Raw genomic sequence first — 24,988 nt, 5'->3', positions numbered from 1 at the left:
AACTCTTATATTTACCATCTAAAATTATTGTATGTTGTGTCTTTAGGAATAGATGATACAGTCTCATTTCTATCTAACTTATCAATTTTTATAATATCTTCTTTGGACAACTCAAAATTAAATATATCAATATTATCACTCATTCTTCCATAGTGTGATGACTTTGGAATAGGAATAATACCTTTTTGTATATGCCATCTTAAGGCTATTTGGGCAATACTTTTGTTATATTTTTCAGCCAAGTCCATCATTAAAGGAACTTCTAATAATTGTCCTTTCATAATTGGACTCCATCCTATAACTTGTATCTTATAATTATTACAGTAATTAACTAATTCTTTTTGAGAAAAGCATGGATGTACTTCAATTTGATTAACCATAGGCATTATTTTAGCAGCTTTTCTTAACTCTTCTAAATGTCCTATTTTAAAATTACATACTCCAATAGCCCTAACCTTACCCAATTCATAAAGATTTTCAAAGGCTCTCCAAGTTTCGCTATTAAGTTTTGTTGGCCAATTTACTAATAATAAATCTAAGTAATCAATATCTAAATTTCTCATAGATTCTTCAAATGACCGTATAGCTTTATCATATCCATGACTATCATTCCAAACCTTTGTAGACAAAAATATATCTTCTCTTTTAACTCCACTCTCTTTAATTCCTTTTCCTATCCACTCCTCATTACCATATACGGATGATGTATCTATAAATCTATATCCTAACTTTAATGCATATTTAATAGCATCTATAGTTTCACTTTCATCTTCTAATTTATAAGTTCCAAATCCAATACTTGGTATACTAATACCATTTAATAAAACTTTATAGCTATCCATAACCCCTATCTCCATTTACCTCATATTTAAGATATTATTCTCTAATAATCTATCACTACTATAATACTTATTAATTAAAGTATTATTTAATGCTTTTTTTCCTTTCTATCTGCAACATTTTTTTCACAATGGATATTGCAAACTTTAATTTAGTTAATGGTAGATACTCATTATATAAATAGATTTATGAATTTCCCTTAATAATGAAATTATCTTTTAAATATTAATCATATCTTCAAAATAAATATAATTTATATCATCTATATATTCTTTTACATCAAAACTAAATTTATTTTCTAATAATAATGATCGTATAAGTTCTCTAGCTCTACCTTCTTCATTATTAAGTCTAAATTCTCTACCCTTCCTAGAATCAGGTAAATTCTTCTCTATAGTGTTTTCTATTATTTTTTTACTATGATATTTTGATGCTACAAAGCTTATAAATCTTTTCTTATCTGGAGCAATCTTATTTAAATAACAATCTATTTCATAAATTTCCTTTAATTTATTGTAAAATTTAATTATTTTATATACACTAACAATCCATTTATTTTCCTGAAATCTAGATATTTCTCTAAATTCATTAATTATTATTGCTTTTCTTTCCTCATCTAAATTATTGTTCTGAAAATCTTTTATTTGCTTGTCCCACCATCTCATAATAAATTCTTTTTCCGGTAAAATACATCCATCTTCATACTCTGATATTAATGATTCTTGTTTATATATAGGAATATAGTATTTTTCATTTAAAATTTTGTAATAATTTATTTCTTTTTCATGAGAGTCAATAATTAGCTTTTCATATTTTCTATAATTTTCTTTATACTTATACATATTAATGTTCCAAATAAATCCTATAGAATCAAGCTTATTGATAAACTCTTCATTTAATATATTTTTATTATAAAGAGTTCTTTGAAGGCTAACCCAACTATATAACCTTGAATACTCATCATCTTTAGGTACATTTAAATGTCCATTAACCTCTTTAAACTTCAATAAACTTTCAAAAGATTCATCCCAATTATAAGTAATTTTTCTTTCTATATTTTTTAGCTCTGAAATTACATCTTCATGTTCTTCATAAAGTGAAAGACGAATCTCTTCATCATATAATCCTATTTGTCTTCTATAAAGATTATTTATTACCTTTGCTTCTTCTAATTTTTTTCTAAAATTAATAAGTTCTAAATTATCTATATTGTCTACAAAATCAAACACAATTGGTTTTTCATCTATTGCATCAGCTGTAAGACAACGCCCTAGCTGTTGATAATATACACTTGGTGATTTAGTATTTCTAAGCATGACTATTCCAGTTATATTACTAATGTGTATACCCTCATTAAGTTTGCTTATAGCAAAAAGTAACTTTACTTCATTTTCATTATTTTCACTTTCAAAAGCTGCTAAATTTTCCTTACTTTTTGTATTAGTTGAGGTTATAACAAAAGAGCTTACTTTAAAATTCTCATTTAATGCACTTTTAAACCACTTAACAACTTCATCTTTCATTTCTCTTAAATGTTTATTATTTTCGCAAAAAACTATAAACTTTAATTTTTTATTATCAGGCAAATGCTTTTTTATTATAGATTCTACCCTACTTTCTTTCTCCCATTTGCTCTTATATATATTAAGTTCTTCTATATACCTTTTCTTATCTTCTAATGATATATTTAATTTCTTCATTAACTTAAGCTTTTTATCAATTTCTTTGTCTAAATCATACATTGCAGAAACATAAATAGGCATAGGTAAAATTTTTCTAACTATTGCTTCAGAAAGACTTATTGGAGTAGTTGAATTTCCATAAAGCAGTTCATTAATCATATCTCTATTATTATCTAAAAATCTAATTGGAGTTGCTGAAAGTCCTACAACTTTAGCAGTATTATTTTCATGTAATACATATTTAACAGCTTTTCCCCAACTCAAGGCTCCAGCTCTATGCATTTCATCTAAAATAACTAAATCAACATCTATATTGTCTAACTTTCCCTTTGAATACAAAGAGAAAAATTTACTATAAGTATAAAATTTACACTTAGTAATACTCCAAGGTGCTATTATTTTTAATCTATCTAATATTTCATTAGTAGGTGCTAAAACCATAGATTTCTTATATCTATAATCAAATAAAAGTTGAAGTATAATAAAACTTTTTCCTGTTCCTGTTGCATTAGGAACTGCTACTCTATTATTATTTTCTAAAATAGCTTTAACTTCTTTATATGTGTATCTATTATGTGGTTTTAAATCAGGTAGCAATATTCCAACATTATTTTTTTCTCTATAGTTATTTATAAGTTCCTCTACAAACTCAAAATCTTCTAAAGACATACTTGTTTTATTAAACATATTTGCATTTTCTACATATCCATTTAAAGAAACTATCATAAAGTATTTACAGCTATACTTTTTACTACTTTCCTCCTCAAATTTTAGCAATTCTTCAATAATATCAGGATTACCTAAAGGTCTTATTGTATTTTTAGCTTGTATTATCCAAACTGTCTTGTTAGGATTATCTGGTCTAGATAGTATTATATCTGCCCCACCATCATGGGAACCACCATTTATAGTTGCTATATATCCATTTCCCTCAAATAAGAATCCTAAGTACTCTTCAAATATTTTTCCTTTTATAAGCTTATGGATAGAATTAAGTGTATCTTTTATTAAATATATATTTTTCTCATATGTTAACTCTTTTAATTTATTTAATATATCTCTACTATTTTCCATTTTCTTCGCCTTACTCCTAATTGTCACTAACTATATATTAACTATAAATTATAATCATTGATAAATATAGCTTTTAAAATATTTTTCTATAATTAAAAAATTCAAACTAATATATATAACCTATATTACTTTAAATTTATACACATACTAAATAATAGAAAGGAGATGAAACTATGAAAACATGGGTTAAATCTTTAATTGCAGTTATTGTTATACTAATAATAATTGCGATTCCTATGATATCAAGTTATAACAATTTAGTTAAATTAGAGCAAAATGTTAATATTGCTGAATCAAATATTGATACACAACTTCAGAGGCGCTCTGACTTAATTCCAAATTTAGTTAACACAGTAAAAGGATATGCATCTCAAGAAAAAGATATATTCACAGAAATTGCCGATGCAAGAAGTAAATTGGCTGGTGCTAATAATATTACTGAACAAGCTAATGCAGATAGCGAGTTAAGTGGTGCTCTTTCAAGATTATTATTAGTTGTTGAAAATTATCCTAACTTAAAATCAAATCAAAACTTTCAAGACCTTTCTATACAGCTAGAAGGTACTGAAAATAGAATAGCTATAGCAAGGCAAGATTATAACACTGCTGTTACCACCTATAATACAAAACTTAAAAGCTTTCCTACAAAAATAGTTGCATCATTATTTGGTTTTGATGAGAGACCTTTGTATAAAGCTACTGAAGGTTCACAACAAGTACCTGAAGTTAACTTCTCAAGTTAAAGATTATGAAAAATTTTAAAAGTAATCTTAAAGTTGTTACTTTATTTTTATTATTACTATTATGCAGTGTATATTACATAACTAATGCTAGCAGTAATTATCCTAATCCTACTAATCTAAAATATATTAATGATTATACTAATACCATTAATAATAACTATAAGGAAAAAATAGTTTCAATAGGTAAAGAATTAGAAGATAAAACAGGTGCTCAATCTATAATTGTGGTAATTGATTCTACCAATAATATTCCCATTGAAGATTATAGCAATAAGCTTTTTAGAGCTTGGGGAATAGGTGAAAGTGATAAGGATAATGGACTTCTTATATTATTAGCAATTAATGATAGGCGCTACAGAGTTGAAGTAGGACGTGGACTTGAAGGTACTATTCCTGATGCCTTAAGTAATAGAGTTATGGAGTCTTTAGCTAAGCCAAGTTTCTCCCAAGGAAATTATGGAGAAGGCCTTTTAAATAGCTATAGTAAACTTTGTGATTATATTGCTGAAGAATATGGAGTTACATTAGATAAATCATTAGATATTGAATTACCTTCTCAAACACAATCAAACTCCTCTAAGAATAAAGATTTAGGTTTTTTCGGAATTGGATTTTTAGTCTTAGTCTTTTTAGATCTTTTTTTTAATAGAGGCCGTATTATGTCAACACTATTAAATTTACTGTTTTGGAATAACTTCTTTAATGGCAGAAGAGGTGGTGGTGGCGGATTTGGAGGTAGTTCTGGCTCCGGTGGCGGATTTGGAGGATTCGGTGGTGGTTCATCTAATGGTGGTGGCTCATCAGGAAGTTGGTAAATAAAAAATAAAGTGTATCAAAATATAATTATGATGCACTTTATTTTTTCATTTATTTATTTTCCCTTTTCTATTAACTCTTTTATGATTTTCTTAGGTCTAAATCCAATCATTTTGTTCAAAAATTGGCCATTCCTTAATAATATTAATGTAGGTATTGATTGTATTTGATAATATTTTGCTAAAAATCTTGAATCATCAATATTAACTTTAATAATTTTTACATTTTCATCTTCATCATTTATCTCTTCTAATATTGGTGAAAGCATTTTACATGGTCCGCACCAATCTGCATAGAAATCTACCAGTACTAATCCTTCATTTATTTCATTAATGAATTCTGATTCTTTAATAACTTTCATAGTAGTTCTCTCCTATAATTTATAAAAAGACAATTCTTAAGAATTATTTTTCTGCCTTTAATAAAATTATATTCGTTTAACTATTCATTGTTTCCCTTAAAATTAACCAAATGTGATTTTATCACATTTAATCTTTACTTTAGCCTTTTTTCCTTAAAGCTCGTGATTTCTTTATAGTTATATGCTTAGTTGGAGGTTGTTTCCTAATATATCTTAAATATCTTGCAATTCTTTCATCTCTCTCTAAAGCTTGTAATGTGTTTAACCTCATTGCAAGCTCCTTATTAGTATATAAAGCATGAATTTGCTTATGACAATCTTGACATAATAGTGCCACAGGTAATTTTGCTCCTCCAACCTCCTTAGGTACTAAATGATGCTCAGTAATTTTAATAATCCCTTGACGTTTACATAATTCACAAATATATTCCTCCACTTATTTCACCTACATATCAATAAAAATTTTACTTATTTTTAAATTGTAATTTATATACGATACTATTGTCATAAAAGAAAGTAAACCATAAGTAATTTATAAATAAAATAAACCATAAATAATTATGTGTTACAAACCCTTTAAGTCCTATTAATGATAATAATCCTAGAAATCCTAAATATTTATATTTTTCATACTTCATAATGTAGCCCCCTCACAAAATATACTTATATTATACCATATTTAACCTTTATTACCCATATTTTCAATATTATTTTTTTACGAAGTACTTATATTCAGGTCTTCCAACATTTCCAAAAGTCATTTCTGAATTAACTTTCCCTATACTCTCTAAATAATCCATATATTTTTTAATAGTTACATTACTGATTTTTATTTCATATGCAATTTCTCTTAATGTCCAAACCTCATTAGAGTTCTCATTTAAAAATTTAATTACCCTATCTAATGTTTTCTCATTTAAACCCTTTGGAAGCTTAACTTGACTTTCTAACGAACTATTCATAAGTAAAGTATCTATATCTTTTTGAGTTAACACTTCATCATTAAGTAGCAACTTATTTTTTACCCTATATTTATTAATAGCTTCTTTAAATCTTTCAAATTCAAAAGGTTTTACTAAATAATCTACTACTCCATATGCAAATGCTTTTTTAATTTCATCAGTACTATTTGCTGCAGTTATCATAATTGCATCAATAAAAATATTTTTTTCTCTAAGTGATTTTAATATATCTATTCCACTTTTTTCGGGTAAAAATACATCCATTAATATTAAATCTATATTATTCTTTTTTAAACTCGAAATTATTTCCTTCTCATACATTACAGGCCCAAAAGTTTTTACTCCTGTAATTTTCTCTAAATATCTCTTATTAATTAAAGCCACCATTGGATCATCTTCTACTATTAATACGTTCATTATTTTTCTACCCCCTTTAAAATAGTTATAACAAATATTTTTTCATCACCAAATTCTTCAATATCTATACTTCCATTATAAATTTCAACTCTATTCTTAACTAAATATAGACCTGTTCCTCTTCCTTCTCCCTTTGATGATATACCTTCAATAAATAATGTATCTCTTATTTTTTTATCAATATTTTTTCCATTATCACGCACTTGAATTTCTATAGCAGATTCATCTTCATATAATGATACTTCTACTATCTTTTTAATATCTCCACATAAAGAACATGCTTCAAATGCATTTTCAATAAGATTTCCAAGTATGGTTACTATATCATTTGAATCTATAATTCCATGATTCTCTTCTAAAAAAGATTCCTCTGTTAATACAAAATCTATTTTTCTTTCTTTAGCAACAGATTCTCTACTAATTAATAATCCCCTCACATATTTATCTTCAATACTAGCAAATTTACTTATAGTATTCTCTTGAATCTTTTGTATTTTTAAAATATATTTTTTAGCATCATCATAAGCCTTTATTTCAAGTAGTCCTAAAATTACATAAAGGCTATTCTTAAACTCATGAACACTTGCCCTTAAGTTTTTAATTATTTCATCTACTCCAGTTATTTCTTTTGCTATCTTATTAATAGGATTTTTATCAACTAAGGTAATTATTGTTCTAAGGCAATTATCACCTAAACTAATATTTTTAATTGTGATAAATATTTTTTTACCCTTTATAACAAATTCCTTCATTTCAATTTCTTCTCTATTATCTATATAAAAATTAATCTTTTCTAAAATATCATCTACTTTAAAATCATCAAATAACTTATAACAACTCTTATTTATCTCTACAATTTCCTTATTTTTATTTAAAGATATAATTCCATCATTTACACTATCTAGAATTATATTTTTCTCTCTATATAAAGCAGCAATTTCTACTGGCTCCATATTTAATATTGATTTTTTAGTTTTATTTGCTAATATTGTAGCTCCTATTATTGATAGTAAAATAGAAAAAATAAACAACAAACTATAGGTAAATTTAGTTTGAGATGTAATTCTAATAATCTCGTCTTCATATTTACCTACCATAACAAATCCAACTTGCTTATTATTATAAAATATAGGTTCAAACCATCTTAATGTAGTTCCCATAGAACCTTCCATTATAGAGTAATAACTTATTCCCTTATCTATAACATCCCTATTATCCTCATTTACATATATTTTACCTATCTGTAATTCATCTAGATGAGAGTATTTTTCTCCAGTCATATCTCCAACAACAATAATATCAATATCACTGAAATTCTCTATAAATATTTTTGTATATTCTTGAATACTTTTATCATTATCCCTATTATAAAGTTTCTCCTCAACTAATTTATTTTGGCTTACAACATTTCCTACTTCTCTTAAAGTATTTTTAATATTTTCATCTGTATCAGCTATCTTTGAATTTATAAAAATAATATAAGATAAAACTAATGGAATAAATGTAATTATTACAGCCCATAAAGTTATGGCCCTTTTGAACTTCATTTTCATATATATATCACCAATATCATTTTCTCTTTATATTTTATTTAAATACATAAAAAAAAGGGTGTTAAAAACACCCCAATATAATAATAATTAAGCTATACTATTTTTACAAGTACCTTCATTTAAGAAATCTCTTAAATTTTCATAAGAAAACTCTATCATATTTGTTAATGCTTCATCTGTATAAGAACCAATATGAGGAGTTACTAATACTCTTGGGTAAAGATCTACTAATTTTTGATGTAAATCATTTTCTAATTCTTTTTCTCTTAAATCCTTAAAGAATGTTACAGATTCACCTTCTAAAACGTCAGTTCCAAAACCGCCTAACTTTCCGCTTTCGATACCTCTTATTATAGCTTCAATATCTTGAACCTCACCTCTAGCAGTATTAACTAATATAGCTCCATCTTTCATTTTTGAAATAAATTCATCATTTATCATGTGGTAATTTACGTCTTTAATATATGGCATATGTACTGATATTATATCTGCTTGTGCTAATACTTCATCTAATTCCATAAATTCAACTACTTCTTTAGCTGCATCACTTTGGAATACATCATAAGCTATTACTCTAGCTCCTAATCCTTTAAATAACTTAGCTGTAGTTAATCCAATCTTACCAGCACCTAAAACAGCAACTGTACAATTTCTAACTTCTTTACTAAACATAAATGAGTCAACAACAAAATTCTTCTCTCTTGTTCTATTTACAGTATAAGCTGTATGTCTTAATAACATCATTGCTAAAGAAACTGCTAATTCAGATATTGCATTTGGAGAGTATCCTGGAACTCTAGCACATTTTAAATCTAAATCTTTAACTGCTTCTAAATCAACATGGTCAAAACCTACAGTTCTAGTTAAAAGATATTTTAAACCATTAGCTTTTAATAATTCTAAATTTTGTCTATCAGCTTTACAGTTACCTCTAACCATTACAGCTTCTGCGCCAATTGCTTCTTTTACATTTTCATGATTAAGACCTAAAGTTACTAATTTAATATCATAACCAAATTTTTTATTTATTTCTTCAAAGTATTTAACTTCTGTTTCTCTAACACCATAACAAACTAACTTTATCATAATTTTTATCTCCTTTTATCTAAACATAAATAATATGATTTAGGACAATAACCACTCCTTTTATGGAATGGCTTGTCCTATTTTCTATGTTGTATATTCTAAGCTGTGAAACTTAACTAATTTATTTTATGCAAATAATCCTATATTTCTTATAACTTCTAATATAACTATAAGAATTGGCATTGCTGCTACTGCTACAACAGTTGATAATAGAGAACAGTTTGATGTAAATAATGATTCTCTGTCATAACTAATTGCATAAGCTGCTGCAACTGTAGCTGTTGGAGCTGCCATCATTATTACTGTTGTTGCCATACCTTCAAAAGAAACTGGTAATATTCCTAATTTACTAACAGCTAATAATAAAACAAAGTTTATTGCTGGTACACAGAATACTTTAATTAAACTATATCCCCAAGCATCCTTTTGTGATACTGCTTTTTTAAATGGTACTTCTGCTAATGTAGCTCCAATTGAAATCCATGCAAGTGGTGATGCTAAATTACTTAAATAAGTAAGTGGTTTATACATCCATGGTAAAGTTTGATCTATTCTTAAAAATGCATAGTTTGTAACTCCATCTGCTGATGCTACAGCTATTTGAGGAAGTTTTTCTTGGAATAACCAAATAAATAATCCTAAGAATGTAGCTATTATAATTGGGTTTAAGAAAATTTCTTTCATATTCTTTTTGAAGTTTTCTTTGTCCATTTTTGTTCCTGACATTTTTACAAATGCATAAGAATATAAGAATACTCTGTAAGCTATGTTAAATATATTTGAGTACATAGTACCTACTGCTCCGTATACTGCAGTAACTATTGGTGTACCAAAGAATGTAGTTGAACCAAATATAGTAAGAACTCTATAAACATCTTGTTTATCGCCTTTTACTTTTGAATACATTATTTTAGTTATTGGTATTAATACAATATAAATTGCAAATCCCCAAACTAAGATGCTCATACCTTGCTTTAATTGTTCTCCATTTATATCCTTCATAAATGATGTAAAAGCTAATGCTGGTAATGAAATTGTAAGAACTACTTTTGTTAACATTTTAGAAGCATTTGAATTTAAAATTTCTTTCTTTCTTAAATAAAATCCTAAAAGGATTATTGCTACTGATGAAAATATTGCACCTAAAATAGCATTGTCCGTTAATGTCTTTTTAATAATTTCTAACATATAATCTTCTCCTTGTATATTTTTTAACACTCATTTGAATATTTAATCTCTCTGACAAAAATAATTGTACAAGCTTCGACTTTTTTCTACAACTTATTTAAATTTTTAAATAATTATTTAAGTTATTTAAGTTATTAATTTAACAATATAGTTTTTTTATTAACAAGAAAAACCTAGTTAAAATATACTCTTTCCCTTTATTTATGCGGGTTAGTTTATTTTAACTAGGTTTCTAACATAATTTAATATTATTTAGTTGTAACTATAAGAAAATATTTTTTATCATTAATATTATCATTAACTGCTGTATTAACTTTTAATATAGCATCATTGTAAATATATTCTCTTATAGGATCCTCTAAATATGTTAACTCTTGAATTCCAACTTCTTCTTTAGAATATAAATATAAATTATATTCTTTACTATTTTGTATATATTTAAATTGTTCTAATACAGATAAGACTATTTTACCTATACTCTCACCACTATCAATTAAAATAATATTATTTCTCTTATTTAAATTTAAGTTACAAATGATTTCCTTATTATTTAGCATTAGTGATAATAATTTTAAATCTATTTTATTTTCTTTCTTTAATTTATTTATTATTATTACATTATTTAATTTATTAAATTCTTCTTTTATATTTTTATTTGTTATATTAACTTCACCAATTGCAACTGTTATATTATAGCTACTTCTTAACTTAGCTATTAATTTCATATTATTTTCATTTAAAGATTTTACTAGCACTAAAATCTTATCTGAATTCTTATTTAAATTACATTTATCAATTTCTGACTCTTCTATTAAATAGTAAACCTCAACTATACTTTTTTCAACGTTATAATATTTAGCCCTTATTTTAAAATTCTTATTATCTAACATTTCAAATTTAGATAAATTATTATCAAACTTAATTTTATTTTCTTCTTCTAAACAAATTATTTTTATTTTCATTAGTATTACCCCATTTTTAATGATATGTTAATTATATCACAATAAAATGTAATATTAATGAATTTTTTACAATAATTATTTTTTACTAATTGCTCCCTTACACCTTCATACCTTTAATTTCTTGATAAAGATAAGCCGCATAAGAATCTGTCATACCACATATAAAATCTGTTACTAATAATAATCTTGAATAATCCTCACTACATTCACTTTGATCAATATTATTTTCGCAAACAAATCTATAATTTTTAGAAATTAGAGAATATAATTTACCATCGTACCCTTTATAAGGCTTAACATTTTTATTTAAAGAAGCTGGTATAAAAATATCTAATAAGGAATGAATTATATTATACCCAACTATTTCATTAGTAACTATTTTTTCATTAGTATAAACATATTCTTTAGAGATATTTCTTAAAAACATAGTAATATTTTTAGCCTTTGAATTTCCTATTAAATCTCCTTGATAGACTCCATTCATAATCTCGTCATAAGAAGAAAGAAATTCCTCTATTACTGAGTCTTTTAAATATCTATTTAGTTTTATAATAAAAGATTTTAATGCATATTCTCCAGGATCCTCATATCCATACTCCTCTTTTGCTATATCATAATTTTTTGATAAATAAAATGATAAACTTTCTTCTAGAGTTTTCTCTTCATACCCCTCTTCTTTAATAAACTCTTCATACTTTGCTTTAAATAAATCATGAGATATTATTTTTTTATTAAAGGAATCCTCTAAATCCCCTAAAAGATATGCTATATCATCAGCAGCTTCTAAAATATAAACTAATGGGTTTCTAGCGCACCATATATTAGTATCATCTGCTATCTCCTTAAAGACAGCACTTTCTGATTTAAAATATCCCATTTTATTTAATTTACTTTTTTCTAATTCTACTGATGAAATTGGATATTTTATAACTGAACTTAATACTCCTGTTGTTAAATTCATTCCAAATCTATCTATAACAAAATGAAGTTTTGTCAGAATTCTTAATCCTTGTGCATTTCCTTCAAAGTTCAATAAATCTAAAGCTTCTTGTTTATCTAAATTAAAGGTATATTTATCATAATAAAAAGTATAATTACCATCATCATTTTTAGATAACTTCTCTTCAAACCATTCTCTAATAGCAACTTCTCCAAAATGACCAAAAGGAGGATTTCCTAAATCATGTATAAGCCCTGCGCAAGCTAATATATTACTCATTTCTTCAACCATTTTAACATTAACTTGCTCTTCTGAATTTGCAGTAATATCAATTAATTTATAGCCAATACTTATAGCAAGAGATTTAGCAATTGAAGATACCTCTAAGGAGTGTGTTAATCTTGTTCTAACAAAGTCTAATTTCTCTAAAGGAAATACCTGTGCTTTATCCTGAAGCCTTCTAAATGATGCACTAAATAAAATTCTATCATAGTCATTTTCAAATTCATCTCTACAATCTAGATTTTTTTTAGTACTTTTATAATCTCTAATACGATTTTTATTTAATAGTTGTTTCCATGTAAATCTAGCCATAATTAAGGTTTCCTCTTTACTATATAAATTTTATATAACTTTAATTTCAGCTATATTTAATATTTTTATTCTTAATTTCTATGATTTTCTTATTTTAAACATAAATAAACTTAGTATAAATAACAATAAAGATATTGCTATCATACAAAAAATATATGGATATATATAACTTAAATCATTATATACTTGCAAAAGTTCTATACATCTATATACCCATCTCTGCGGCATTAGTCTTCCTAAATCTTGTAAATAATTTGGCATAATTTCAAAATCCCAAAATACACCTGATAACATACAAGTTGGTATAACTATTAATATATTAACTGTACTAGCAATATATCTATTTCTAGTGAAACTAACAATACACAAGTTTAAAGCTATAGCTACTAAATTAAGTAATAACATAACCAATAAAAAGTTATTAGTATTATTCATTCCAAAGTCTAGTTTTAACAATTTACAAAGAAGATAATATATAACACTAGTTATAGATGATACTAAATAAAATACTATAAACAAAGCTATATAGTATTTATATGGCTTTATTCCACTTACCAAAACTCTTGATTTAGTGTTATTTTCTTCATCTTCAATTAAGAAATTTGCTATAGTAGCACCACTTATCAAAATCATCATTATAACTATACCTATAGAATTTTCTATAGCAGGTCTGCTCTTATTAGCTTCATTTAGGTTAACTTTAAATAAATTTTCCTTATAACTTTCATTTTTTTCTTTAAATTTCTCAATATTCTTATCACTTATTTTAGCTATTAAACTTAAATTATTTACTTTTGATTTTATCATCGATACTAAAGTTTCCTTAATATCACTATTAGAAATTGATTTTATAGTAATTTTCCCCTCTTCTAAATTTAATAAATTATTACTAAAATTTTTTTCAATTATGATAGCTATTTGTATTTGGTGAGATGCAAGTAACATTTCATAATTATCTTTTTTTATATCAACTATATCTATATCTTCTATATTACTTATAACATTTATTATATCTTTTGAAATATAGCTGTTATCCTTATCAATTATGCCTACTTTATAATTCATATTACTTCCAAATGCAAAACTAAAAAAAACTATAACAATTGCAGGCGATACTATTCCCATAATAATAAAGCTCTTTTTCTTAAATAATAATTTTGCAGTGTTAACCATTACCCTAAACAATCTTATCACCTGCTCTCAAGTTAATACTAATAATACATATAACTAACAATATTAAAGATAATTCTAAAGATATAATTATTGATATTATTGAATAATTGGTTCTAATTCCAGAGCTTAAACTTAACAATGCTATATTTGCCCAATATGTAGGAGTCATTTGGCACAAAATATTAGTTATTGCAGTTGATTTTACTAACGATATGGGAACATATGCTCCACCTAAAAATCCCAAAACTATCAATAATGTGTTTATTATACTTGATGCCACCTTATTATCTTTAAAAACAAAACTAATGGTAACTCCTAAAATAGAGCTAAAAATTATTAAAGAAATTAAAACTATTATCATTAATTTTAAATCTTTACCCCAATTAATATTTAAAAATATAGTACTAACAAAATAAACTATAATTACTTGAATTGCTCCTACTATTACTCCTAAAATAATTTTTGATAATATGATGTTAGAATTACTTGCCTTAGATAACTTTAATCTTTCTAATGTATTTTCAACTCTTTCGTTATAAGCTGATACATTAGTTATTTGTGATATATATAGTATAATTAATACAAGTTCTGCAAAAGTATAATAAGTAAAGGAACTTATTCCATTGCTATTTATTCCCTCTTCTCTTACTTCGATAGCACTTTCATTGTGCCTAATTTCATTAATAAAATCAGGAGATTCATCTACTATACTATTTATTACTGCATATTTTTCTAAATATTGATTAAACACACTTCTAAATACCTTTTGAGCTGTACTTTCTTTATTCTCGTTCCTATAAAAGTCATATTTATCTTCATATATATCTATAAAAGCTAGCCCTTCATAATTATTAACATTATCTTTTCCTTCACTTTCATTAAATACCTCTTGAAATTCTATTTTCATATTTTCTTTACAGCTTTCCTTAAAACTATTAAAAACCTTTAAATATATACTATCTTTATTTAAAGTATTCACTTTAAAATATACCTTTTCATTTTCAAAAATATTATGATCAACATTCATAAGACCATTTAATGAAAATCCCATAACAACTATAAGAACTATTGGAAATATAAACATTGTAGCTACATTAGATTTATTTCTAAAAAACTGTAATACTTCTTTATTTATTAACTTAATTAATATCATATTTAACCTCAGTTACATCAATCTCTTAATTGTTTTCCTGTTAATGTTAAAAACACAGTTTCTAATGTTGGATCTTCGCTTTTTATATTTTCTATAATTCCACTATTATTAGAAATTGTGTTTATAATTTTTTGAAGTATATATGCCTCCTTAGAATAGAAACATTTAATTTCTTTATGGTGTATTTCTACATTTTTAACACCTTGAATTTTACTTATATGTTTTTTTATATTATAAATATCTTTTTTAAGATATATAGTACAAATATTATCAGTGACTATACTTGATTTTAAATACTCCTTAGTTCCTCTTGCTATTATCTTTCCATTGTCCATAATTGAGATATTATTGCATAGTTCCTCTATTTCTTCCATGTAATGAGATGTATATATTATAGTAGCTCCCTCTTCATTTAACTTTTTTACTGATTCTAATATATGATTTCTTGATTGTGGATCTATACCTACAGTTGGCTCGTCCATTATTATTAACCTTGGACTGTGAGCTATTGCACATGCCATATTTAATCTTCTCTTCATTCCGCCTGAAAATTCACAAGCTTTTTTATTCTCTACATCTAAAAGACCAACAAATTCTAATGATTTATCAACTCTTTTCTTAAGTTCCTTTCCCTTATATCCATATAAGGAACAGAAAAATGATACATTTTCCCTTGCTGTAAAATTATGATATACAGAAATATCTTGTGGTAATAAACCAATATTCTTTTTATACTTATTTATATTTGTTTCTTTTTCTTCAAAAATTACTTTTCCTGATGTAATTTTCTCAATGCCACATATAATTTTTATTAAAGTACTTTTACCAGCTCCATTTGGCCCTAATAATCCATATATTTCTCCCTTATTTATAGACAGATTTATACCCTTTATTACTTCAAAATCATTATATTTTTTATGCAAATTTTCAATTTGAAGAATATACATAATATAACTCCTAAAGATTAATATTAATTTCTCTTATACTTACTTCTTCAGCAAAATTCTTTCTTATACAATTATTTTCACATTCTTTATCTTCACAACTTAAGCATGGGTTGATACCACATTTTTTTAATATCTTTTTAGCTCCATAAAAATTACCTACAGCTATTCTTCTATTTATATCTCTAATAGAAACATTATTTTTACATGCTTTTTCACATGATGGTTTTTCACAAAATTGGCATCTTAAAGCTAGCTTAGCTAACTTATCTCCCTCTTCACTTTTACCTATTTTTATTTGTTCATATTTAAAAGGCTTGCTAACTATATTAACATAATTTTTCATTTCTTCTTTATATTCAAATTCCTCTATTCCTAGTTCTCTTAATATAAGATTTGCAGCACTTATTCCTGATATAGTGACTGCTGGTGTTCCAGTTCCCATAACAGTTGATTCCCCACAATTAAAAAGGTTGCTTATTTCACTCTTAGTTTTTAATCTTTTTAGCATATGTTGCCCTAGCTTTTGCTTTGGACCAGCTACACTTCCCCCTTCCTTTAAAACATATCTATTTAAGGTAGTTGGAGTACTAATTTCTAGGTGACATATATTTTCCTTAAATCCTGGAAATCTCTTTTCTAAAACTTCTAGCATTCTATTCTTCTCTACTTCTTTCATTTGCCTATATACTTCAGTATTATAATTATTCTTAAATCCTCTTGGCCACTCCTTAAAAGTAGGTCCTATTGCCACGATTGTATGGTATCCCTTTTTACATAAAGTTTTATCATCTATACTTAAGATATAAACAGTTATTTCATTTTCATCTAATTTAGTTTCATCTCCAACTAACATTTCTATTGGTAATGTTCCTTTAGGAATTACATCTTCCTTTACAAGAGCAAATAATACCATAGACTGATATGATGGCTCTAAGGAATTTGCCCAATTTTTAGCTTCTTCACTTGCGCTATCTTTTAACAACTTATTATATAAGTTCCATACTGTACCTGAGTTAATAATATAATTAGCACTTATAGTTTTTCCGTTATCTAACCTAACTTTTGTTGCCTTATTATCTTCTACTATTATTTTTTCTACTTCTGTGTTATATATCATTTGTCCATTATTTTCTTCTATAACCTTTTCTAACTTTCCAACTAAATTTAATGTTGAACCTGCCGGATAATAACTTCCACCAAAATGATTATCTACAAACATTACCGAAGATAATATTGCTGGAGTTTCTTCAACATTTGTATAACAATATGTAGATGTTAATTTGTCAAAGAAATTAAATACATTATTATCTTTAAAATATTTTTTTAATATACTTTTAGTATTTTTATTCATATATCCTAAAAATCTTATATATTCTATTGGATGTTTTAATAAGGATTGTAATCCATCTTCTTTTTTTATTGCATCTGGAGATATAAAGGCTGGATTTTCCGCTATTATTTTCATATACCTTTTTGATAAGTCTCTGTAAAACTTTTTAAAATTTTCTTTTTCATTAGGAAATACCTTAGCTAACTCTTCTATAAACTTATCTATATCTTCATGAAAAATTATTCTATGTTTTCCAAAGTTAATGGCATAAAGTTCATCGTGCTTTATTATATCTATAGGTTCTTCTAATGCATTAAAAACAAATCTATGAGGACTAAATCCTCTATCATTAAAACCATAAATCATTGCAGCTCCTTGCTCAAAGACTATATCTTTTCTCTTAAATATTCCACAAGATCCACCTGGTTTATATTGTGCTTCTATTACGCATACATTTAAATTTCTCTTTGCTAGTAACGCTGCTGCTGTAAGTCCTGATATTCCCGCACCTATTACAATAACATCATAATCCATGTAATCCCTCCAAATTTTATTTATATTACTAATTCTATTCAAAGTGTAAATAAATATTAAACTTAATTTATAAAAAGTAAGAGAGCAACATTTCTGTTACTCTCTATACTAGAACTTATTTTAGCAAATCTTAGCTACTTCACTATTCTTTTTACTTTTTATAGTTGATACAGTACTAATTTTCTTAGTAAAGGATGTATTTAAAATTTCATCTGTTACACTTCTATATTCCTGTGCACTTTTACATCTTGGATCATACATAGATACTGGTAGCCCATTTGTTTGACTTTTTACTATTATACTACTTTGATGTATTTCTGTTTCAAACACTCTATATGAATAAGATTCTTTTATCTCTTTTCTAAAATTTTCACTAAGCTTTGTTCTAGAGTCTACTCTTGTTAATAATATTCCCTCAACCTTTAATTTCTTATTGAAAGTTTTTTGAATTAATTTTATTGTTTTTGATAAATTTTTAAGACCTTGCATATTAAATAAAGACGGTTCCATTGGTATTATTATACTGTCACTTGCTACTAATGCATTAATAGTAGTAATAGATTGACTTGGTGGACAATCTATTAATATAAAATCATAATCATCTTTTAAGTTTTCTTCTTCTATTAATTTCTTTAATATTCTTTTACAATTTCTCATCTTTATTAAAGCTAAATCAGCATTACTAACTTCTGAATTATTTGGGATAATATCTAATCCATCTAAGGTTGCACATTTCTTTATTGTTTTTCTTAAAGATTTTTTTCCTCTAAGACAATTAACTAGTGACTCTTTATCTGGCTTAAACCCTATGCTAGTTGTTAAGTTAGCTTGATAATCATTGTCTATTATCAAAACTCTGTAACCTGAATTAACTAATTCTGCTGCTATATTTACTACTGTTGTAGTTTTAGCACATCCCCCTTTATGATTACATACACTAATAACCTTCATCCTCTTTCTCCCCTAACTCTCATACCATTTTTCTTATTATAGTTCCCTAATCTGCAATCTTTTAGTGAATTAACTATATATTAATTATATTATAATACATTTTAACAATAATTGTAATATTTTTACATATTTGTTTCTGTAATAAATTTTACCTTATTTAAAAGCAAATATGATATAATCAATATTATTTATATAAATTTAACTAACGAAGAGGTATTATTTAATGAAAGAACTAAAAATTTATTTTACATCAGACCTTCATGGATATGTTTATCCAACAGATTACGTAGAAAGAAATGAAAAAAATATTGGTTTACTTAATATAATTAATCATTTCAATAAAGACGGAAACACATTAATAATTGATGGTGGAGATACTATTCAAGGTTCACCTTTTACAAACTACTTAAGCAATTCAGAGTTTGATATACATCCAATATCAACTGTTATGAATGCTGGTGGATATGACTTTATTACTCTTGGTAATCATGACTTTAATTATGGAAAAAAATATTTAAAGAAATATTTAGATAACTTAAATGCTACTTGTCTTTGCACTAATGTTATAGATAAAACTAATGAATTACCAATCCTTCCATATAAAATAAAAACAATGGAAAATGGATTAAAAGTAGGAGTAATTGGATTTACTACTGATTTTATTAACAGATGGGAACGTCCTGAAAATATAGAAAATATCGATATTATTGATACTTTTGATTCAATAAAAAAACATTACCACACTGTAAAAGAACAATGTGATGTAATTGTAGGTGTTTATCATGGTGGATTTGAATATGATTTAGAGTCTCATAAACAATTAAGTACTACAAAAGAAAATATAGCTTATAAGATATGTAAGGAATTTGATTTTGATATACTTCTTACTGGACATCAACATTTACCTATTGCTGATAAAGAGCTTCATGGAACTCATATAGCTCAAACTCCGCATAATGGTAGTAAATTCTTAGAATTAAAACTTACTATAGATGATAATGGTTCAATAGAAATTACTTCATCATTAGAAAATATAGAATTAAATCCTAATAAAGAAATGTACGATAAATTCTTACCATTAGAAAATAAGGTTCAAGAATGGTTAGATACTCCAGTTGGTGTTTTAGATACTGAACTTCAACCTACAACTCATTTAGATATGGCTTTAAATGGATCAAATTTAGCTAACTTTATAAATCAAATCCAACTTGAAAGTACTAATGCTGATATATCATGTACTGCTTTTGCAAATGTAATAAAAGGTTTTGGTAAAAATGTTACTGTAAGAGATATTTTATCTACTTATCCATACCCAAATACTTTAGTTGTTCTTGAAGTTAATAGAGAAATATTAAAGTTAGCTTTAGAAAGAGCTGCTAGTTATTTTGAAAATAATAATGGGAATGTAACTATATCTGAAAGATTCTTAAAACCTAAAGTTGAACATTATAATTATGATTACTTCTCAAATATAAACTATACTTTTGATTTAACTAAGGAAGTTGGAAATAGAGTTACTTCTATTAAGTTTAATGGTGAAGAATTATCTGAAGATAAGAATTTAACTTTAGTTATGAATAACTATAGAGCAAGTGGTGCCGGTGGTTATGAATGTTATGAAAACTGTACTGTTGTTAATGAAATTTTAATTGAGATGCCGGAACTAATTATAAACTATTTTAAAAACAATCCAAAAGTAGTTGTAGATACATCTAGATATTATAGTATTTTACTATAATAAAAAACAAAAAAACTAAAAGAGTTCATCTATAAGATGAGCTCTTTTAGTTTTTATTATATTAAAGTATTATTTACCCTCTAGCAAGCTTAGTTCTTATCTTAGTTGAAACTATTTCTACTACTAATACTAGAACTATTAATCCACAAAGAATAGCACCAACTTCATCCCAATTAAATGCATTCATTGCAAATATTAATGGTGCTCCTATTCCCCCTGCACCAACTAATCCTAATACAGATGCATCCTTTATATTTATTTCAAATCTATATATAACTGTAGAAACGAAATCTGTAAATAATTGTGGTAATATTCCATATCTTATTTTTTCAAAAGTATTACATCCTGCAGCGTCTAAAGATTCTAATATTCTAGTATCTAAATCTTCTATTGATTCAATAAATAATTTAGCTATCATACCTATAGATATTACTGATACTGTAAGAACCCCTGCAAAAGCACCAGGTCCAGTTACACGAATAAACATTAATCCATAAACGAATGCTGGGAATGTTCTAAGTGCTGCTATAATAAATAATCCTATAGCACTTACCCATTTAGGCATTATGTTAGTAGAAGATATAAAAGCTAATGGTACTGCTAATATTGCTCCAATTAAAGTACCAATTAATGCTATACAAATAGTTTCTAATAATAATGCTGGCACTTCAGTTAATAGCATTTCTACATCAGGATGTATAATTCCTGATAATACATTCTTTGCAATATCAACTCCATTTGATTTAATTCCACCAAAATTAATTCCCTTTGAAGCCCATACTATTACAAGTACTACAAATAATACAGTTAGGGCTTTACTTATCCATGTATTTGGTTGTTTTTCTAATTGTTTTTTTACTGATATTTCCATACTACCCTAACCTTTCTCTTATGTATTTACTTCCATTTTCTATAATTAAGACTGTGATGAATAACATAACAAGAATCATACCAACTCTATCATATTCTCTCCAACCGATCTTTTCATTTAATATAAGACCTATACCACCAGCTCCTACGTATCCAAGTATTGCTGCTGCTCTTACATTTATTTCTAAACTATAAAGGCAGATTGATAAATATGAAGGCATTATTTGAGGCATTATTGAACCAACAAAGGCTTTTACTCTTGTAGCACCAACAGCTTCCATAGCTTCAAAAGGTCCCATATCAACAGTTTCAATCTTTTCATATAACATTTTAGTTACTATACCAAAAGTAAATATTGATATTGCAACAGTACCTGCAAAAGTACCTAATCCGAAGATATAAGTTGATATTAAGGCAATAATTAACGTTGGTAATGTTCTTGTAATACTCATTACAACTCTAACTAAGTTTAAAACAATTTTAGATTTGTTAATATTAACAGAACATAACATAGCAAAAGGAATTGCTATAAAACTTCCAATTAAAGAACCTAAAACAGATATTTTTATAGTTTCTATAAGTGGTGCAACAACTGTTTTCATATAGCTTAAATCAGGTGGAAACATATCCTTTAATATTACAAAGAACTGATTTCCTCTCTTCATTATTGTTTCAAAATTAAATCCTGTTACATTTCCTGCAACTATTAAAGCTAAAAGCAATCCAATTATTACAAAAGGTGCAATTGAAGCTTTAGGTTGAATTTCTTTACCATTACTTAAAACTATCTTTTCAGGCTTAAATATATTTTTTATTTTTCCTAACATAATTAAGCCCCCATTACTTCATCAGCAGCTAATTCACGGCCATATATTTGCTTTAATACTTCACTATCTACTTCTGTAGATGGTCCATCATATACTATTTCTCCTGCCTTTATTCCAATAACTCTATCAGCATATTTTAATGCTAAATCTACATGGTGAATATTAATTAATACTGACATATTTAATTCTTTATTAATCTTTTTGAAATCATCCATAACTTGCTTTGCAGTTATTGGGTCAAGTGCTGCAACTGGCTCATCAGCAAGAATTATTTCTGGCTTTTGTGCTAATGTTCTTGCTAAAGCAACTCTTTGTTGTTGTCCTCCTGAAAGTTGATCAGCTCTAACATAAGCTTTATCTAATATGCCCACCTTATCTAATGCTTCTAAGGCTATAACTTTATCTTCTTTAGAATATAATCCTATTATAGATTTCCATAATGGCATATCTGGCACTCTTGAAGTTAATACATTGTTTATTACTGTAGTTCTAGTTACTAGATTAAAAGATTGGAATACCATTCCTACTTTACGTCTAAACTTTCTTAAATCTTTTCCTGCTAAATCATTTACTTCTTGTCCATTTACAGTTAATGATCCTTCGCTAATATCATGCATTCTATTAATAGTTCTTAATAATGTAGACTTACCAGCTCCTGATAAACCTATTATTGCTACGAACTCACCTTGCTTTATATCAAGTGATACATTTTTTAGTGCATGTAATCCATTTGGATAAACCTTATTTACCTTGTCAAACTTAATCACGAGTTTCCCTCACATTCTAACTTTATCTTTTTTATGAATATTTTGTATATTTCGCCTTTATATACAAAATGAGTCCATGTCTAACATGAACTCATTTTTATAATTAATAAAATAAAAGATATTTTATTTAAAAATTATTGCATAGACTTAATTAATTCTTGTGCTTTTCTCTCTGAATCATAGTCAGAGTTATTTCCAATCTCATAACCCTTATGGCTATATATTGAAATAATTTCTTGACCTTCTTCTGTGTTACCTATGTTAATGAAAGCTTGTTGGATAGCTTCCTTTAATTCTGGAGTCATTGATGAATCTTTAGTAACAGATATTGTATCATTGTAAACACCGTCTGTTACACCAATAACATTTGTTTCATCCCATATAGAAGCTGTTCTTCCAAAACTAGAATTCCATTGTTCAGCATAGTCTAAACGTGCATCAGCATAAGTTACCATTACATCGATTTGACCACTTGCTAATTGAGATAATGATGTAGCATAGTTATCTAAAGCTACTTTGTTCTTAAGATCTGTTATTGATATTCCAAAGTTTTCTTTTAACCAAAGACTTGGATAAATATATCCTGCTGGTGAAGTTGTGTTTGATGAAACTCCCCATGTAGCACTTTGAATATCTTCTAAAGTTAACTTTTCTCCATTGTTAACTTTTGCAGCTAATTCTTGTCCTTTTTCACTTGGACCAGCAATTACTAATGATCTGTAGTATTTAACTTTATCATCTGTATTTTCTGTTGGAGCTGTATTCCAATCTGCAGGATTTTCTGAATCATGGTTTAACCCAAATCTAGTTGCTGTTAATGCAACATCTACACCATCATCATATAATACATAAGTTCCTCCTGGAATAAATCCAACTTGAGCTGTTCCTGAAGATAATGCTTCACCAACTGCTTCGAAGCTTGTACCAACTTCAATTTTTACCTTCTCAAAATCATATCCTAATTTTGATAATTCAGCCTTTAACATTTCTGATAATGGCTTAGTTGCTTCTTGGATCTCTGCTGGATCTCTTGATGGTACGAAGTATACAACTAACTCATCATTAGATGCTGACTTTGAACCGCATCCAACTAACATTGACATACTTAGTACTAAAACTGAAAGTAATGCTAAAAATTTTTTCATTTGTCCTCTCCATCCTTAAATGTTTTATCCTATTTTTCACTTATGTATTATAACATAATATTCGACATTTTTGTATATATTTTTTTGATTTTTTTCATATTTGTGTATACTTTTTATTTAATTGTATATATTATATTTTTTTCCCATACATCTGCTTGAAACTTTTTTATTTTTTACCATAAATTTTAATTTTTGTACAACTATTATAAATTATAGGAAAATTAAAACTTTATAAATTATATATAAAAAAGAGCAATAGAAAATCTATGGCTCTTTTTTAGTGCTTTTATATGAGCACTAAATTACGATTGTATCATTATGATATTACTTAGTAA

At 26.3% G+C, this 24,988-nt stretch carries 23 protein-coding genes; 3 read left to right on the top strand and 20 right to left on the bottom strand.

Annotation, left to right across the window (positions count from 1 at the left end; translation table 11 throughout):
- Positions 1–11 precede the first annotated feature (11 nt).
- Both Q0G30_RS08590 and Q0G30_RS08585 read right to left on the bottom strand, forming a co-directional pair.
- Positions 12–842, bottom strand: coding sequence for an aldo/keto reductase (locus Q0G30_RS08590; RefSeq protein WP_294388911.1), 831 nt, complete (start codon positions 840–842; stop codon positions 12–14).
- Positions 843–1,058: 216 nt separating this feature from the next.
- Positions 1,059–3,596, bottom strand: a complete 2,538-nt coding sequence (locus Q0G30_RS08585) for a Helicase associated domain protein (RefSeq protein WP_294388909.1) — start codon at positions 3,594–3,596, stop codon at positions 1,059–1,061.
- A gap of 173 nt (positions 3,597–3,769) precedes the next feature.
- On the opposite strand from Q0G30_RS08585, the gene Q0G30_RS08580 reads away from it, so the two are divergent.
- Positions 3,770–4,339 carry a LemA family protein gene (locus Q0G30_RS08580; protein ID WP_294388907.1) on the top strand — a complete coding sequence of 190 codons (570 nt, stop codon included), beginning with the start codon at positions 3,770–3,772 and terminating at the stop codon, positions 4,337–4,339.
- A gap of 5 nt (positions 4,340–4,344) precedes the next feature.
- The gene (locus tag Q0G30_RS08575) at positions 4,345–5,154 is read left to right on the top strand and encodes a TPM domain-containing protein (RefSeq protein WP_294388905.1); all 810 of its coding nucleotides are present in this window, start codon (positions 4,345–4,347) and stop codon (positions 5,152–5,154) included.
- 56 nt (positions 5,155–5,210) lie between these two features.
- On the opposite strand, the gene trxA is transcribed toward Q0G30_RS08575, so the two are convergent.
- From trxA to Q0G30_RS08505, 14 genes are all read right to left on the bottom strand, one after another.
- Positions 5,211–5,516 carry a thioredoxin gene (gene trxA, locus Q0G30_RS08570; RefSeq protein ID WP_294388903.1) on the bottom strand — a complete coding sequence of 102 codons (306 nt, stop codon included), beginning with the start codon at positions 5,514–5,516 and terminating at the stop codon, positions 5,211–5,213.
- 139 nt (positions 5,517–5,655) lie between these two features.
- Positions 5,656–5,952, bottom strand: a complete 297-nt coding sequence (locus tag Q0G30_RS08565; RefSeq protein WP_294388901.1) for an HNH endonuclease — start codon at positions 5,950–5,952, stop codon at positions 5,656–5,658.
- A gap of 28 nt (positions 5,953–5,980) precedes the next feature.
- On the bottom strand, positions 5,981–6,154 hold the full coding sequence (locus Q0G30_RS08560; RefSeq protein WP_294388897.1) for a hypothetical protein: 174 nt from the start codon (positions 6,152–6,154) through the stop codon (positions 5,981–5,983).
- Between the two features lie 69 nt (positions 6,155–6,223).
- Positions 6,224–6,895: a response regulator gene (locus Q0G30_RS08555; RefSeq protein ID WP_195469003.1), complete on the bottom strand. Its 672-nt coding sequence runs from the start codon at positions 6,893–6,895 to the stop codon at positions 6,224–6,226.
- Positions 6,895–8,448 (bottom strand): ATP-binding protein, encoded by a 1,554-nt coding sequence (locus Q0G30_RS08550; protein ID WP_294388893.1) that lies wholly within the window; start codon positions 8,446–8,448, stop codon positions 6,895–6,897. Before Q0G30_RS08550 ends, Q0G30_RS08555 begins: the two co-directional genes overlap by 1 nt.
- A gap of 87 nt (positions 8,449–8,535) precedes the next feature.
- Complete coding sequence (locus Q0G30_RS08545; protein WP_195469005.1) at positions 8,536–9,534, bottom strand: 2-hydroxyacid dehydrogenase; 999 nt, start codon at positions 9,532–9,534, stop codon at positions 8,536–8,538.
- Between the two features lie 126 nt (positions 9,535–9,660).
- Positions 9,661–10,722 carry an AEC family transporter gene (locus Q0G30_RS08540; RefSeq protein ID WP_294388891.1) on the bottom strand — a complete coding sequence of 354 codons (1,062 nt, stop codon included), beginning with the start codon at positions 10,720–10,722 and terminating at the stop codon, positions 9,661–9,663.
- A gap of 248 nt (positions 10,723–10,970) precedes the next feature.
- Positions 10,971–11,684, bottom strand: coding sequence for a hypothetical protein (locus tag Q0G30_RS08535; protein WP_294388889.1), 714 nt, complete (start codon positions 11,682–11,684; stop codon positions 10,971–10,973).
- A gap of 97 nt (positions 11,685–11,781) precedes the next feature.
- Entirely contained in the window at positions 11,782–13,218 is a 1,437-nt protein-coding gene (locus Q0G30_RS08530) for a deoxyguanosinetriphosphate triphosphohydrolase (protein ID WP_294388887.1), read from the bottom strand.
- Between the two features lie 78 nt (positions 13,219–13,296).
- Complete coding sequence (locus tag Q0G30_RS08525) at positions 13,297–14,412, bottom strand: ABC transporter permease (protein ID WP_294388884.1); 1,116 nt, start codon at positions 14,410–14,412, stop codon at positions 13,297–13,299.
- Positions 14,396–15,544: an ABC transporter permease gene (locus tag Q0G30_RS08520; RefSeq protein ID WP_294388882.1), complete on the bottom strand. Its 1,149-nt coding sequence runs from the start codon at positions 15,542–15,544 to the stop codon at positions 14,396–14,398. The genes Q0G30_RS08525 and Q0G30_RS08520 overlap by 17 nt, the downstream gene beginning before the upstream one ends.
- A gap of 17 nt (positions 15,545–15,561) precedes the next feature.
- The gene (locus Q0G30_RS08515; protein WP_294388880.1) at positions 15,562–16,491 is read right to left on the bottom strand and encodes an ABC transporter ATP-binding protein; all 930 of its coding nucleotides are present in this window, start codon (positions 16,489–16,491) and stop codon (positions 15,562–15,564) included.
- 10 nt (positions 16,492–16,501) lie between these two features.
- Positions 16,502–18,397, bottom strand: a complete 1,896-nt coding sequence (locus Q0G30_RS08510; protein ID WP_294388879.1) for an FAD-dependent oxidoreductase — start codon at positions 18,395–18,397, stop codon at positions 16,502–16,504.
- A gap of 78 nt (positions 18,398–18,475) precedes the next feature.
- Positions 18,476–19,306: a ParA family protein gene (locus tag Q0G30_RS08505; RefSeq protein ID WP_294388877.1), complete on the bottom strand. Its 831-nt coding sequence runs from the start codon at positions 19,304–19,306 to the stop codon at positions 18,476–18,478.
- 223 nt (positions 19,307–19,529) lie between these two features.
- Between Q0G30_RS08505 and Q0G30_RS08500 the strand changes: the two genes are divergently transcribed.
- Positions 19,530–21,044 (top strand): bifunctional UDP-sugar hydrolase/5'-nucleotidase, encoded by a 1,515-nt coding sequence (locus Q0G30_RS08500; protein ID WP_294388875.1) that lies wholly within the window; start codon positions 19,530–19,532, stop codon positions 21,042–21,044.
- A 73-nt stretch (positions 21,045–21,117) separates the two neighbouring features.
- Here the strand turns inward: Q0G30_RS08500 and phnE (Q0G30_RS08495) are convergent, their stop codons facing one another.
- The 4 genes from phnE (Q0G30_RS08495) to Q0G30_RS08480 form a co-directional block, all read right to left on the bottom strand.
- Positions 21,118–21,915, bottom strand: a complete 798-nt coding sequence (phnE, locus tag Q0G30_RS08495; protein ID WP_294388873.1) for a phosphonate ABC transporter, permease protein PhnE — start codon at positions 21,913–21,915, stop codon at positions 21,118–21,120.
- Between the two features lies 1 nt (position 21,916).
- Positions 21,917–22,741 carry a phosphonate ABC transporter, permease protein PhnE gene (gene phnE, locus Q0G30_RS08490; protein WP_294388871.1) on the bottom strand — a complete coding sequence of 275 codons (825 nt, stop codon included), beginning with the start codon at positions 22,739–22,741 and terminating at the stop codon, positions 21,917–21,919.
- Between the two features lie 2 nt (positions 22,742–22,743).
- Positions 22,744–23,508, bottom strand: a complete 765-nt coding sequence (gene phnC / locus Q0G30_RS08485) for a phosphonate ABC transporter ATP-binding protein (protein ID WP_294388869.1) — start codon at positions 23,506–23,508, stop codon at positions 22,744–22,746.
- 134 nt (positions 23,509–23,642) lie between these two features.
- On the bottom strand, positions 23,643–24,653 hold the full coding sequence (locus Q0G30_RS08480; RefSeq protein WP_294388867.1) for a PhnD/SsuA/transferrin family substrate-binding protein: 1,011 nt from the start codon (positions 24,651–24,653) through the stop codon (positions 23,643–23,645).
- Positions 24,654–24,988 lie beyond the last annotated feature (335 nt).

It is taken from the genome of uncultured Clostridium sp. (assembly GCF_934754925.1).
Lineage (GTDB): Bacteria > Bacillota > Clostridia > Clostridiales > Clostridiaceae > Clostridium.
This window is presented reverse-complemented; position numbering and strand designations above follow the sequence as displayed.

What these genes read in the sequence shown, in the direction of transcription:
- Q0G30_RS08590 (WP_294388911.1), bottom strand. Translation starts at nt 842, where the DNA reads ATGGATAGCTATAAAGTTTTATTAAATGGTATTAGTATACCAAGTATT.
- Q0G30_RS08585 (WP_294388909.1), bottom strand. Translation starts at nt 3,596, where the DNA reads ATGGAAAATAGTAGAGATATATTAAATAAATTAAAAGAGTTAACATAT.
- Q0G30_RS08580 (WP_294388907.1), top strand. Translation starts at nt 3,770, where the DNA reads ATGAAAACATGGGTTAAATCTTTAATTGCAGTTATTGTTATACTAATA.
- Q0G30_RS08575 (WP_294388905.1), top strand. Translation starts at nt 4,345, where the DNA reads ATGAAAAATTTTAAAAGTAATCTTAAAGTTGTTACTTTATTTTTATTA.
- trxA (WP_294388903.1), bottom strand. Translation starts at nt 5,516, where the DNA reads ATGAAAGTTATTAAAGAATCAGAATTCATTAATGAAATAAATGAAGGA.
- Q0G30_RS08560 (WP_294388897.1), bottom strand. Translation starts at nt 6,154, where the DNA reads ATGAAGTATGAAAAATATAAATATTTAGGATTTCTAGGATTATTATCA.
- Q0G30_RS08555 (WP_195469003.1), bottom strand. Translation starts at nt 6,895, where the DNA reads ATGAACGTATTAATAGTAGAAGATGATCCAATGGTGGCTTTAATTAAT.
- Q0G30_RS08550 (WP_294388893.1), bottom strand. Translation starts at nt 8,448, where the DNA reads ATGAAAATGAAGTTCAAAAGGGCCATAACTTTATGGGCTGTAATAATT.
- Q0G30_RS08545 (WP_195469005.1), bottom strand. Translation starts at nt 9,534, where the DNA reads ATGATAAAGTTAGTTTGTTATGGTGTTAGAGAAACAGAAGTTAAATAC.
- Q0G30_RS08540 (WP_294388891.1), bottom strand. Translation starts at nt 10,722, where the DNA reads ATGTTAGAAATTATTAAAAAGACATTAACGGACAATGCTATTTTAGGT.
- Q0G30_RS08535 (WP_294388889.1), bottom strand. Translation starts at nt 11,684, where the DNA reads ATGAAAATAAAAATAATTTGTTTAGAAGAAGAAAATAAAATTAAGTTT.
- Q0G30_RS08530 (WP_294388887.1), bottom strand. Translation starts at nt 13,218, where the DNA reads ATGGCTAGATTTACATGGAAACAACTATTAAATAAAAATCGTATTAGA.
- Q0G30_RS08520 (WP_294388882.1), bottom strand. Translation starts at nt 15,544, where the DNA reads ATGATATTAATTAAGTTAATAAATAAAGAAGTATTACAGTTTTTTAGA.
- Q0G30_RS08515 (WP_294388880.1), bottom strand. Translation starts at nt 16,491, where the DNA reads ATGTATATTCTTCAAATTGAAAATTTGCATAAAAAATATAATGATTTT.
- Q0G30_RS08505 (WP_294388877.1), bottom strand. Translation starts at nt 19,306, where the DNA reads ATGAAGGTTATTAGTGTATGTAATCATAAAGGGGGATGTGCTAAAACT.
- Q0G30_RS08500 (WP_294388875.1), top strand. Translation starts at nt 19,530, where the DNA reads ATGAAAGAACTAAAAATTTATTTTACATCAGACCTTCATGGATATGTT.
- phnE (WP_294388873.1), bottom strand. Translation starts at nt 21,915, where the DNA reads ATGGAAATATCAGTAAAAAAACAATTAGAAAAACAACCAAATACATGG.
- phnE (WP_294388871.1), bottom strand. Translation starts at nt 22,741, where the DNA reads ATGTTAGGAAAAATAAAAAATATATTTAAGCCTGAAAAGATAGTTTTA.
- Q0G30_RS08480 (WP_294388867.1), bottom strand. Translation starts at nt 24,653, where the DNA reads ATGAAAAAATTTTTAGCATTACTTTCAGTTTTAGTACTAAGTATGTCA.